Annotated in this window: 13 protein-coding genes; 9 read left to right on the plus strand and 4 right to left on the minus strand. The window is 67.2% G+C overall.

Annotated features, from left to right (window positions below):
• The first annotated feature begins 9 nt into the window (after positions 1–9).
• From BA899_RS09090 to BA899_RS09100, 3 genes are all read left to right on the plus strand, one after another.
• On the plus strand, positions 10–702 hold the full coding sequence (locus tag BA899_RS09090) for a glutathione binding-like protein (RefSeq protein WP_148122033.1): 693 nt from the start codon (positions 10–12) through the stop codon (positions 700–702).
• Positions 699–1523 (plus strand): nucleoside triphosphate pyrophosphohydrolase, encoded by an 825-nt coding sequence (gene mazG, locus BA899_RS09095; RefSeq protein WP_159300387.1) that lies wholly within the window; start codon positions 699–701, stop codon positions 1521–1523. The genes BA899_RS09090 and mazG overlap by 4 nt, the downstream gene beginning before the upstream one ends.
• 84 nt (positions 1524–1607) lie before the next feature.
• Positions 1608–1940 carry a 4a-hydroxytetrahydrobiopterin dehydratase gene (locus BA899_RS09100; protein ID WP_110882834.1) on the plus strand — a complete coding sequence of 111 codons (333 nt, stop codon included), beginning with the start codon at positions 1608–1610 and terminating at the stop codon, positions 1938–1940.
• Here BA899_RS09100 and moaC read toward each other — a convergent pair.
• Complete coding sequence (gene moaC, locus BA899_RS09105; protein ID WP_159300388.1) at positions 1937–2410, minus strand: cyclic pyranopterin monophosphate synthase MoaC; 474 nt, start codon at positions 2408–2410, stop codon at positions 1937–1939. The two genes, BA899_RS09100 and moaC, sit on opposite strands and share 4 nt — an antisense overlap.
• A complete protein-coding gene (gpmA, locus tag BA899_RS09110) occupies positions 2407–3105 on the minus strand; it encodes a 2,3-diphosphoglycerate-dependent phosphoglycerate mutase (protein WP_144347309.1) in 699 nt (232 codons plus the stop codon). Before gpmA ends, moaC begins: the two co-directional genes overlap by 4 nt.
• Before the next feature lie 76 nt (positions 3106–3181).
• Between gpmA and BA899_RS09115 the strand changes: the two genes are divergently transcribed.
• The 3 genes from BA899_RS09115 to BA899_RS09125 are packed head-to-tail and all read left to right on the plus strand — an operon-like array spanning position 3182 to position 5295.
• Positions 3182–3667 carry a L,D-transpeptidase gene (locus tag BA899_RS09115; protein WP_110882837.1) on the plus strand — a complete coding sequence of 162 codons (486 nt, stop codon included), beginning with the start codon at positions 3182–3184 and terminating at the stop codon, positions 3665–3667.
• Positions 3667–4674: a beta-N-acetylhexosaminidase gene (gene nagZ / locus BA899_RS09120; RefSeq protein WP_159300389.1), complete on the plus strand. Its 1008-nt coding sequence runs from the start codon at positions 3667–3669 to the stop codon at positions 4672–4674. The genes BA899_RS09115 and nagZ overlap by 1 nt, the downstream gene beginning before the upstream one ends.
• Positions 4675–4719: 45 nt before the next feature.
• Positions 4720–5295 (plus strand): hypoxanthine-guanine phosphoribosyltransferase, encoded by a 576-nt coding sequence (locus tag BA899_RS09125; RefSeq protein ID WP_200833088.1) that lies wholly within the window; start codon positions 4720–4722, stop codon positions 5293–5295.
• Here the strand turns inward: BA899_RS09125 and BA899_RS09130 are convergent.
• A complete protein-coding gene (locus tag BA899_RS09130; protein WP_159300390.1) occupies positions 5292–5891 on the minus strand; it encodes a CsiV family protein in 600 nt (199 codons plus the stop codon). The two genes, BA899_RS09125 and BA899_RS09130, sit on opposite strands and share 4 nt — an antisense overlap.
• Positions 5888–9358 (minus strand): transcription-repair coupling factor, encoded by a 3471-nt coding sequence (gene mfd / locus BA899_RS09135; protein WP_159300391.1) that lies wholly within the window; start codon positions 9356–9358, stop codon positions 5888–5890. The genes BA899_RS09130 and mfd overlap by 4 nt, the downstream gene beginning before the upstream one ends.
• A gap of 99 nt (positions 9359–9457) precedes the next feature.
• Here mfd and sfsA point away from each other — a divergent pair, with 99 nt between their 5' ends.
• The 3 genes from sfsA to lolD are packed head-to-tail and all read left to right on the plus strand — an operon-like array spanning position 9458 to position 12082.
• Positions 9458–10159: a DNA/RNA nuclease SfsA gene (sfsA, locus tag BA899_RS09140; RefSeq protein WP_144347318.1), complete on the plus strand. Its 702-nt coding sequence runs from the start codon at positions 9458–9460 to the stop codon at positions 10157–10159.
• Complete coding sequence (locus BA899_RS09145; RefSeq protein WP_159300392.1) at positions 10156–11403, plus strand: lipoprotein-releasing ABC transporter permease subunit; 1248 nt, start codon at positions 10156–10158, stop codon at positions 11401–11403. Before sfsA ends, BA899_RS09145 begins: the two co-directional genes overlap by 4 nt.
• A complete protein-coding gene (lolD, locus tag BA899_RS09150; protein WP_110882842.1) occupies positions 11396–12082 on the plus strand; it encodes a lipoprotein-releasing ABC transporter ATP-binding protein LolD in 687 nt (228 codons plus the stop codon). The genes BA899_RS09145 and lolD overlap by 8 nt, the downstream gene beginning before the upstream one ends.
• The last annotated feature ends 29 nt before the right edge of the window (positions 12083–12111 follow it).

Here is a 12111-nt window from a genome sequence, read left to right on the forward strand (position 1 = left end):
GGAAACCGCATGATCGACGTCTATAGCTGGCCGACACCGAATGGTCACAAAGTCCATATCGCCCTCGAGGAGCTGGGGCTCGATTACACGGTCCACGGGATCAATATCGGTCAGGGTGACCAGTTCACCGAGGACTTTCTGGCCATCAGCCCCAACAACAAGATCCCGGCCATCGTCGACGCGCAGGGCCCGGACGGCGATCCGATCTCCGTGTTTGAGTCGGGAGCGATCCTGATGTATCTGGCCGAAAAGACCGGCATGCTTTTACCGACCGAGCCAAGAGCCCGTTATAACACACTGGAGTGGTTGATGTTTCAGATGGGCGGGCTGGGGCCGATGCTGGGTCAGGCCCATCACTTCCGGCAGTACGCGCCGGAGCGGATCGACTACGGCATCAACCGGTACACCCAGGAGGCCAGCCGCCTGTACGCGGTCATGGACCGCCGTCTCGCCGACCACGAGTGGCTGGCGGCGGACACCTACACCATTGCCGATATCGCGAGCTATCCGTGGATCCGCCCGCACGACAACCAGGGCCAGTCGCTGACTGACTATCCCCACCTCAAGCGCTGGTATGACGCCATCAGCGAACGCCCGGCGGTACAGCGGGGGGTGGCGGTGCTCGCCGATTCCCGGCCTGCCCAACTGGATGACGCCGCCAAGGAGCAGCTCTTCGGCGCCAGCCAGTACCAGCGACGGTGAGGGGGATCGACGCACTGCTGGCGGTCATGGCGCAGCTGCGCGACCCGGTGGCGGGCTGCCCCTGGGATCGTGAGCAGGATCTGCGCAGCCTCGTCCCGCATACCCTGGAGGAGGCCTACGAGGTGGCCGATGCCATCGAACGGGACGATCCGGCGGCGATCCCCGATGAACTGGGGGATCTGTTGTTCCAGGTGGTGTTCTACGCCGAGATCGGCCGCGAGACGGGACGGTTCGACTTCGACTCGATTGCCCGGGGCATGACCGACAAGCTCGTCCGCCGGCACCCGCATGTCTTTGCCGGACGCCAGGAGACCACCGCCAGCGGCCAGCGTGCCACCTGGGAGGCGATCAAGGCCGATGAGCGATCCGCCCGCGCCGCGGGTGAGGCGCGGCCCGGCGCGCTGGACGATGTCCCACTGGCCCTGCCGGCGCTCACGCGGAGTCGCAAGCTCCAGTCCCGGGCGGCTCGGGTGGGCTTCGACTGGCCCGAGCCGCACCAGGTCATCGACAAGCTGCGCGAGGAGCTCGCCGAGCTGGAGGAGGCACTTGACCACCAACCCCCGGATCAGGGCCATATCCAAGAGGAAATGGGCGATCTGCTCCTCGCCTGCGTCAATCTCTCGCGGCGCATCGGTGTCGATGCCGAGCAGGCCTTACGGGATGGCAACGCCAAGTTCGAGCGCCGCTTCCGCGGGCTTGAGGCGATCCTGGCGGCGGCGGACGAGCGGCCCGAGACCGTCGGGTTTGATCGACTGGAATCGGCCTATCAGCAGGCGAAGGCGCAGGATGGACACGGTCCGGGTGTCGCGGACGCCGACTGAACAGGGCCCGAGCGGTTGTTGTCAGGGTTGATAGCCGGGTCGGATCCCTGATCCGCTAAACATGAGCGAAACAAAGGAGTCATCATGAGTTTGACCGAAAAACACTGCACGCCCTGTCAGGGGGGAATCGATCCCATGACCCGTGAGGCCGCCGAGCGTTATCTGGCGGACGTGCCGGGCTGGACGCTCAACGACGATGCCACCCGGATCACCCGATTGTTCAAGACCGGTGATTTCGCCAAGGCCCAGGCGGTGGCCAATAAGGCGGGTGACGTGGCCGAGCAGGAGGACCACCACCCCGACATCCGATTCGGCTATGGCTGGTGTGAGGTCGAAATCCACACCCACGCCATCGGCGGGCTGCATGAAAACGACTTCATCTATGCCGCCAAGGTCAACGAGGCCGTCGACGGCTAACGCGACCAGTCGCCGGACCGTCCACCGCGTTTGTGGATGAGTCGGACGCCCTCGATCGTCATGCCGCGATCGAGGGCCTTGCACATGTCGTAGACCGCCAGCAGTGCGACCTGCACCGCGGTCAGTGCCTCCATTTCGACGCCGGTCGCGCCCCGCGTGCCGGTTGTGGCCTCGGCCCGGACCGCACCTGCTTCGGTGTCGACGTCAAGCGCGACTTCGACGCGTGAGAGTGACAGCGGATGGCACAGCGGAATCAGCTCCGCCGTGCGCTTGGCCGCCATGATCCCGGCGATTCGTGCGGTGGCCAGTGCATCCCCCTTGGCCAGTTCGCCCTGCTGCAGCGCGGCGAGCGCCGGAGCGGCCATCCGGATCCAGCCCTCGGCGATGGCCACCCGGTCGCTGGCGGCCTTCTCGCCGATATCCACCATGTGCGCCTCACCGTGGGCGTTGAGATGAGGCAGCTCGCTCACGCCGGCGCTCTCAGCGAGTACTTGCGCGAGACGCCCAGGTCATCGTCCAGCTCGTAGACCAGCGGATCGCCGGTGGCGATTTCGACGCCGGTGATGGCCTCGTCGGAGATCCCCTCCAGGTGCTTGACCAGGGCGCGCAGGCTGTTGCCATGCGCGGCGATCAGCAGCGTCGGGTACTGCTGCAGTGCGGGCACCAGATCGCTGCGCCAGTACGGCAGCACCCGGGCGAGGGTGTCCTTGAGCGACTCGGTGGCGGGCAGTCGACTCGGATCCAGATCGGCATAGCGGGGATCGTGGCGGGGATGGCGCTCGTCGTCGACCGCCAGTGCCGGCGGTGGCGTGGCAAAGCTGCGCCGCCAGACATGCACCTGCTCATCGCCGTACTGCTCGGCGGTCTCCGCCTTGTCGAGGCCGGTGAGCGCGCCGTAGTGGCGCTCATTGAGACGCCAGTCCTTGACCATCGGGATCCATAGCCGCTCGAGCACATCCAGACTCATGAAGCCGGTGCGGATGGCGCGGGTGAGCACCGAGGTATACACCGCATCAGGCAGGATCCCGGCGTCGCGCATCAAGCTGCCGGCGGCGGTGGCCTCGTCGCGGCCTTTATCGCTCAGGTCGACATCATGCCAGCCGGTGAAGCGGTTCTCGAGATTCCAGACACTCTGGCCGTGGCGCAGCAGAATGAGACGTCGCATGGTCGGTTTGCCCCCGTTCGTCGTTGTCGTTGGCCGGGTAGGGTAGCATTGCAGACAGGGCAGAGAGGGATCCGCGATGCGTGAAGGGATAGCGATTTCGTTGCCGCAGCAGCAGCTCGTGGTACAGCGTGATGGCCGTACCCGACTGACGCTGCCGGTTTCCACGGCGGCGGCCGGCGCCGATGAGCGTGAGGGCAGCGGCGGCACACCGCGGGGCTGGCATCGCATCCGGGCCATGATCGGCGCCGACGCGGCCCCGGGAAGCGTATTCGTCGGGCGGCGGCCCACCGGCGAGTGTTATAGCGAGGCGCTGCGCCGCGCCCATCCCCGGCGTGACTGGATCCTGACCCGCATCCTCTGGCTATGCGGCGAGGAGCCCGGCCGCAATCGCGGGGGCAACGTCGACACCCAGCGCCGCCTGATCTACATCCATGGCACGCCGGATTCCGAGCCCATGGGCGTGCCGCGCTCGCACGGTTGCATCCGGCTGCACAGCGCCGCCGTGATGACCCTGTTCGATCTCTGCCGGCCCGGCATGCCGGTGTGGATCGGGGCGCAGTGATGCGCGGGCCACTGATGCTCGGCGTTGAAGGCCTGGAGTTGCTCGGTGAGGAGCGCGAGCGACTCCGCCACCCGGCGGTGGGGGGCGTCCTACTGTTCAGCCGTAACTTTGACAACCCGGCCCAGGTTACTGATTTGACGCGCTCCATCCGTGCGCTCCGCAGCCCCCCGCTGGTCATCGCCGTTGATCAGGAGGGCGGTCGGGTACAGCGCTTTCGGGAGGGCTTGACGCCGTTGCCCGCCATCGGCCGCCTCGGTCGCGCCGCCGCGGACGCCCCGGCTTTGGCGCGCGAGACCGCCCGCGCCGCTGGCTGGGTGATGGCGGCCGAGCTCCGCGCGCTGGGTGTCGATTTCAGCTTTGCCCCGGTGCTCGACCTGGACCGGGGCGTCAGTCAGGTCATTGGCGACCGGGCGTTTGGCGCGGATCCGGCGACGGTGGCGGCCCTCGGGCTTGCCTGGCAGCGCGGTGTGCGCGCGGCGGGATCGGTGTGTGTGGGCAAGCACTTCCCCGGTCATGGTGGCACCGCGCCGGACTCCCACGAACAGACCGTCGATGACCCGCGCCCGCTACCGGACCTGGTGCATGCCGACCTGCTGCCGTTTCGCCGTCTGATCGACAACGGACTGGCGGCGGTCATGATGGCGCATGTGCGCTTTCCGGCCTTCGACGCCGAGCCGGCGGGGTTTTCGCCGGCCTGGATCGATTACCTGCGGCGTTCGCTGGGTTTTCAGGGGGCCATTTTTACCGATGATCTCGAAATGGCGGCGGCAGCGGCCGTCGGCGACCGGCTCGAGCGGGCGCGGCGCGCCATGGCGGCCGGGTGTGACATGGTGATGTTCGGCAACGCCGGCCGGGCGATCGACCCGATCCTCGAGCGTCTGCCGCGCCCCGATCCGCTCACGGCCCTTCGCCTGGCGCGTCTGCAGGGGCGCGATGGCCCCGATCTGGCGGGCGTTCATGCCAGCGCCGAGTACCGTCAGGCACGATCGTTGCTGGCGGCCCTGTAGGGGGCCCGCTATACTGCCGGGTTATCAATCACTGGAGCGATGACGATGACGCAGGGCGTGGAACTGACAGCGGAACAGTTGGCCGGGGTGCTCGAGCGGGCGGAATGCCTGCATGATGCCGCCGCCATCGAGACGGCACTGGACCATCTGGGTGAGCGGATCAGTGCCGAGCTGGCCGACGCCCGGCCGCTGGTGCTGGGCGTGATGACGGGCGCCATCGTGCCCATGGGGCGTCTGCTCAACCGCCTCGACTTCCCACTGGAGATCGACTACATCCACGCGACGCGCTATCACAAGACCACCACCGGGCGGGAACTGGTCTGGCTCGCGCGGCCGCAGACGCCATTGCGCGATCGGCATGTCCTGCTGGTGGACGACATCCTCGACGAAGGCCACACCTTCCGCGGCCTGATCGACGAATGCCGCGAGCATGGCGCGGCATCGGTTCACACGGCCGTTCTCGCCGACAAACCGAACGCCGCCCGGGTGCCGGGACTGGCCGCGGATTATGTCGGACTCACCGTGCCCGAGCGCTACGTGTTCGGCTCGGGAATGGACTACAAGGGTTATCTGCGCAACGTCGACGCAATCTATGCCGCCCATCCCGAGGATGAGGATTAATCCGCTTCGATGCGCTCCACGCGGACGATTACCCCAAGCGCCGGATGATCGAAGTAGTGGGGGTTGTCGCCGCGCAGGCGCCGACTCTGGCTGAGTGTCCAGTGCGTCTCGGGGTCGGGCGTCTGACGCAGCTCAACCCGGGCATGGAGAAAACGCTCGCGATAGACCTGGATGATGCCATCGAAGCCGGGCATTGACTCTATCCGCGGCAGGGCCACCCATTGGGCCGAATCCTCGCCGACTCCGGGCTGATCCCAGCCGCCATGCCAGAGGACATTGTAGCCCGGCGTCCCATCAATGCGCCGCGCGGCGGCGCCGAGGGTCTCATCCGCGACGGGCAGGCGTGGATACCCCAGCTGCTCGGCATCGGGATCGCGCAGCGGCCACGCCATTGCCGGGGGCAGGGGCGTCGGGTCACTGGCGGGCGCCTCGACCCGCTCCCCGTCCACCGGCGGCTGGCTGAATACGACGACCTCCACGGCGTAGCGTGGCGGCTCGTCAGCGGCCTCCGCCGGGGCCTGTGACTGCGCCAGCGCGGTGGGACCGGGCAGCGCCAGGGCGGCTGCCAGGGTCAGTGCACGCAGTGATCGATTCATGCCGCTTCCTTCATGGCCATGGCCTCCAGCAGCCAGTCCACCAGTTCGATCCGTGCAGCGGCGGTTTCGGTTTCGCGCTTGAAGCGCAGCCGCTCCTGGCCCTCCAGCCGGTAGATGGCGGGCTGCTCCTGGACCAACCGCACCAGGGCGCCGGCATCCACCTGCGGCGAATCGCCGAACTGCACCACACCGCCGCCGGGGCCCACTTCAAAGCGGGTGATGCCCATCGCCTGTACCTGCTGGCGGATTCGGGCGATCTCCATCAGGTTGCGCGCGGGTTCGGGCAGCAGCCCGAAACGATCGATCATTTCCACCTGCAGTTCGCGCAGCGCCTCGCCGGTCTCGGCATTGGCAATGCGTTTGTACATCACCAGCCGGGTATGCACATCCGGGAGGTAGTCCTCGGGGAGCAGGGCGGGGATATGCAGCTCCACATCGGCACTCTGCTCCAGGGGGGCCTCCAGGGCCGGTTCTTTGCCGGCCTTGAGGGACTTCACGGCGCGGTCGAGCAGATCACTGTAGAGGTTGAAGCCCACCTCGTGGATCTGTCCGCTCTGGCCTTCGCCGAGCAGTTCACCGGCGCCGCGGATTTCCAGATCATGGCTGGCGAGGGCAAAGCCGATGCCCAGGTCTTCGAGCGACGCAATCGCGTCGAGGCGCTTCACCGCATCGGCGGTCTGACTGCGTCGGGGCGGCGCGATCAGATAGGCGTAGGCCCGATGGTGGGATCGACCCACCCGGCCACGCAGCTGATGCAACTGAGCCAGACCCAGGCGATCGGCGCGATTGATGATGATGGTGTTGGCGGTGGGCACATCGATGCCGCTTTCGATGATTGTGCTGCACACCAGGATATTGAAGCGCTGGTGGTAGAAGTCGAGCATCACCCGCTCGAGGTCACGCTCGGGCATCTGTCCGTGGGCGATCGCGACGCGCGCTTCGGGCAGGAGCTCGCCGAGGGTCTCGGCCGCCCGTTGAATGCTCTCGACATCGTTGTGCAGGAAGTACACCTGCCCCCCACGATGCAGCTCGCGCAGGCAGGCCTCCCGGATCGTGGTGTCATCCCATTCGTTGACGAAGGTCTTGACCGCCAGCCGCCGCGCCGGCGGTGTCGCGATGATCGACAGATCCCGCAGCCCCGCCAGCGACATGTTCAGAGTGCGGGGAATGGGCGTGGCGGTCAGGGTGAGGACGTCCACGTTGGCGCGCAGCCGCTTGAGTGCCTCCTTCTGACGCACCCCGAAGCGATGTTCCTCGTCAATGATCATCAGCCCCAGGCGCTTGAAGCGCACGGACTGCTGGAGCAGTTTATGGGTGCCGATGACCACATCGACCCGACCCTCGTTGAGCGCTTCAAGGGTCTTCGCCTGCGCCTTGGCGGACTGAAACCGCGAGAGCTGCTCGATGCGCACCGGCCAGTCCGCGAATCGATCGATGAAGTTCTGATAATGCTGCTGGCAGAGCAGCGTCGTGGGCACCAGCACGGCCACCTGGCGGCCTGACTGGATGCCCGCGAACGCCGCGCGCATGGCGACTTCAGTCTTGCCAAAGCCCACATCACCACAGACCACGCGGTCCATCGGCCGGGACTGCTGGAGATCCTGCAGGACAGCATGAATCGCGGTCTGCTGATCGGGGGTCTCTTCAAAGGGAAACTGCGCGGCGAACTGCGCGTAATCGTCCGCTGGCACGACATGCGGCTCGCCCTGCTGCGCCTCACGCCGGGCATAGATGTCGAGCAGTTCGGCAGCCACATCACGGGCCTTCTGGGCGGCGCGCCGGCGGGCCTTCTCCCACTGCCCGCTGCCGAGTCGGTGGACGGGCGCCGCCTCGTCATCCGCGCCGGTGTAGCGGCTGATCAGATGCAGCGACGCCACCGGGACATAGAGCTTGTCGCCCCCCGAGTACTCAAGGGTGAGGAATTCGGTCTGCACGCCATCCACCGCCAGTGTCTGGAGCCCCTGGTAGCGGCCAATGCCATGCTGTTCGTGGACCACCGGTGCGCCGATCGACAGATCGGTGAGGTCGCGGATGATGGCGTCGGGGTCGCGGTCCGGTGAATGCTTGCGCCGTCGGCGCTGTTCCGCACGCTCGCCGAGCAGGGCGGATTCGGGGACGACGGCGAGGCCCACATCGGGCAGGCTGAAGCCCTCATCCAGCGGCGCGACGGTCAACGCCAGGCCGGGCTGCTCGGCGACAAAGGTGGACCAGTCACCGACTTCCCGGGGCTGCAGCCCGGCGGCCTGGAGGCGCTCGCGAAAGGCCTCGCGCCGGCCGGCGGTCTCGGCGGTCAGCAGCACACCACCTTCGAACCGCTCGATGAACGCCCGCAGTGCGGCCATCCCGCTGTCATCCCCGGGCGTGCTGCGCAGATCCGGCAACGCCCGGGCGGGCAGCGCACGATCGCGGCCATGCGTGGCCGTCCGCCCGGTCTCCACCGGCAGCGCCACCTGCGCGCGGTGATTCAGCCCCTCGCGCACGGCATCCGGGGACAGATAGAGCTCGTCCGGGGTGAGCAGCGGGCGCTCGCGATCATGCCGGCGCTGCTCGTAGCGCTCGCCAATCTGCGACCATTCCGACTCGAGCTGATCATCCACCGAGCCCACGCGCATGGCCAGCGTGCCGGCCGGCAGGTAGTCAAACAGCGTCGCCGTCGACTCGAAGAAAAGCGGCAGGTAGGCCTCAATGCCGTTGGGGATGTGGCCGTCACTGACCGACTGATAGATGGGACTCGCTGTCGGGTCGCCCTCGAAGCGGGCCCGATATTCGCGCCGGAAGTGCCGGATCCCCGCCTCATCGGTGGGGAATTCATGGGCGGGCAGCAGCTCGACGTTTTCGAGCCGGTCGATGCTGCGCTGGGTCTCGGGGTCGAAGCGGCGGATGGTGTCGATTTCGTCATCGAACAGATCGACGCGGTAGGGGGCTTCGGCCCCCATCGGATAGAGGTCGAGAATCGCCCCGCGAACCGCAAACTCACCATGCTCGAGCACCTCGGAGACACAGCGGTAGCCACTTGCCTGCAGCGATGTGCGCATCGCCTCGAGGTTGAGGGACTGGCCGGTGGCGAGCCGGATCACGGTCGCCTCGAGGAAGGTCGGCGGCGCGATGCGCTGCATGAGCGTCGCCGCCGGCACGATCACCACACCCTGAGTTTTGCGGGGCAGACGGTGCAGGGCCCGCAGGCGCTCGGAGGTAATGTCCTGATGGGGCGAGAAGATGTCGTAGGGGAGGACTTCCCAGTCGGGCATCAGCTCAATGTCATCGACACCGAAAAACCGCAGTCCGCGGCGCAGTTCCTCGGCCTCGACCATGCCGGGCGTGATCAGCAGCAAGGCGCTGTCATGCCGCTGGGCGGTCTCGGCGATGGCGAGTGCCCGCGCATCACCGGCCAGACCCAGCCAGTCCTGGCGGTCGCCGGCGCGCACGGGTCGGTCGTTGTGGATGAGCAGCGGATCGGTTAGGGCCATGAATATGCGGGTCACTGACGGTCGAACGCGAAGTCTACCCAATGCGGCGATCGCGGGAAACGGGATGATCGGCGGGCAGGCAGGGGTTAGACTGCCAGCATGGAGTATCAAGCGCCGCTTATCGCCGGCACCCTGCAGCGTCGCTACAAGCGCTTCCTGGCGGATATCAGCCTCGACAGCGGCGAGTCGATCACCGCCCATTGTCCGAACACGGGGTCGATGCTCGGCTGCGCCGAGCCCGGCATGCGGGTGTGGGTGTCGCATACCGATCGGCGTGGCCGTAAGTACGCGCACACCTGGGAGCAGGTGGAACTGGGCGGGGGACTGCGGGTTGGCATCCACACCGGACGGACCAATCGCCTGGTGGCCGAGGCGCTGCTCGACCCGGCACTGATCCCGGAGGTGGCCGATGGCGGATCCCTGCGGGCCGAGGTCAATGTGCCGGACGAGCCCATGCGCGCCGATTTCCAGCTCGAGGGCGACGGCCGGTTCATTGAAGTGAAGAACGTCACCGCCGCCGTTGAGGCCGGCGTGGCGGTGTTCCCGGATGCACCCAGCAGCCGGGGCGTGCGCCATCTCGAAGTGCTGCAACGTCTGGCTGAACGCGGCACCGGCGGCATGCTGGTGTTCTGCGCGCAGCGCAGCGATGTCAGCGAGATCCGTCCCGCCGATGCCATTGATCCGGCCTACGGCCGCGCCCTGCGATCCGCACAGCACGCCGGTGTCGCGGTCATCGGTGTCGGCGCGAGTCCCGATGCCACGGGCATTCGCGTCAACCGGCGTATTCCGGTGGTGACATGATCCGGCCGCTGCCGCTGTTCATCGGCGTTCGCTACACCCGTGCCCGGCGGCGTAACGGCTTCGTCTCGTTCATTTCGGCCAGCTCCATGCTGGGTATTGCCGTTGGGGTGATGGCCCTGATCACGGTGCTATCGGTCATGAACGGCTTCGAAAAAGAGCTTCGCGAGCGCATCCTTGGCATGGTGTCGCATGCCACCGTGCAGGGCGGCGCCGATGGTCTCGAGGACTGGCAGTCGCTGCTGCCCACGCTGGACGAGCGCCCGGCGGTGATCGGTGCGGCGCCGTTCGTCAACGGCGAGGTCATGCTCACCCGGGGCTCGGCGGTGACCGGTGCGCTGGTGCGCGGTATCGACCCCGAGCGCGAGCCGGCCGTCTCGCGGATCGCCAACAACCTGATCAGCGGCCAGCTGAGTGATCTCACCGACGGGGCGTATCAGATCATCCTGGGCAGTCGGCTGGCGGATGAGCTGGGCGTTGGGCGCGGCGATGCCGTCAACCTGATCACCCCCGAGGTGCGGGTGTCCGCGGCGGGGATCCTGCCGCGACTGCGGCGTTTTGAGGTCGCGGGGACCTTTGAGGTCGACATGGCGCAGTACGACAGCTCGCTGGCGCTGATCCATCTGGCCGATGCGCAGCGACTCCAGCGTCTCGGCGACGCGGTCACCGGGATCCGGCTCGAGTTCGACGACCTCATGACCGCGCCCCAGCGCGTGCGCACGATCGCCGGAGAGCTGCCGGGGCGCTATCGGGTCAGCGACTGGACCATGCAGCATCGCAATTTCTTCCGCGCCGTGGCGATGGAGAAAACCGTCATGTTCATCATCCTGATGCTGATCGTCGGGGTGGCCGCATTCAATATCGTCTCGACACTGGTCATGGCGGTCCAGGACAAGCGCTCAGACATCGCGATCCTGCGCACCCTTGGCGCGCGGCCGGCGACGGTGATGGGCATTTTCATCATCCAGGGCAGCCTGCTGGGCATTGTCGGCACGCTGATCGGCACCGGCGCGGGCGTCGCCCTGGCGCTGAATGTCGAGACGATCGTCCCGGCCATCGAGCAGCTCTTCAATGTCCAGTTCCTGTCCGGCGATATCTATCTGATCAGTGATCTGCCATCGGATCTGCGCGCTGGCGATGTCTGGCGGATCAGCCTCTCGGCGATCGGGCTGAGCCTGCTTGCCACGTTGTACCCGGCCTGGCGTGCCGCGCGCACCGCGCCGGCGGAGGCGCTGCGGCATGAGTGAGCGCGAAGCGGTGCTGGAATGCCGCGCGGTCGGCAAGGGATTCCACGAAGGGGGCCTGGATGTCGAGGTATTGCGGGGCCTCGACTTCCGCGTCGCCGCCGGCGAACAGATCGCCATCCTGGGGCGTTCGGGATCGGGCAAGAGCACACTGCTGCAGCTGCTTGGTGGGCTCGAGGACCCGGATGCCGGCGAGGTACGCATCGGCGGGCAGCCCGTGCACCGGCTGCGGGCCGCGGCGCGCGGGCGGCTGCGCAATCGGATGCTGGGCTTTGTCTATCAGTTTCATCACCTGCTCGGTGAGTTCACGGCACTCGAGAACGTGGCCATGCCGCTGCTCATCCGTGGCAGCGCGCTGGGTGAAGCGCGTGATTCGGCGGCGGCCATGCTCGAGTCAGTCGGCCTTGGTCATCGTCTGGGTCATAAGCCGGGCGAACTCTCCGGGGGCGAGCGTCAGCGGGTCGCCATCGCCCGGGCGCTGGTGACCCGACCGGCCTGTCTGCTTGCCGACGAGCCCACCGGCAACCTCGACAATCAGACCGCCGAGTCGGTCCTTGCGCTGTTCCAGTCCCTCAACCGCGCCCATGGCACCAGCGTCGTGCTGGTCACTCACGATCAGGACGTGGCGGCACGGATGGATCGGCGGATGAACCTCGCCGACGGTCGGCTCCAGCAGGTCTGAGCGGCGCTGATAATCTGGCGTCTGACCCT

This window comes from Spiribacter sp. SSL99, assembly GCF_009805925.1.
GTDB lineage: Bacteria > Pseudomonadota > Gammaproteobacteria > Nitrococcales > Nitrococcaceae > Spiribacter > Spiribacter roseus.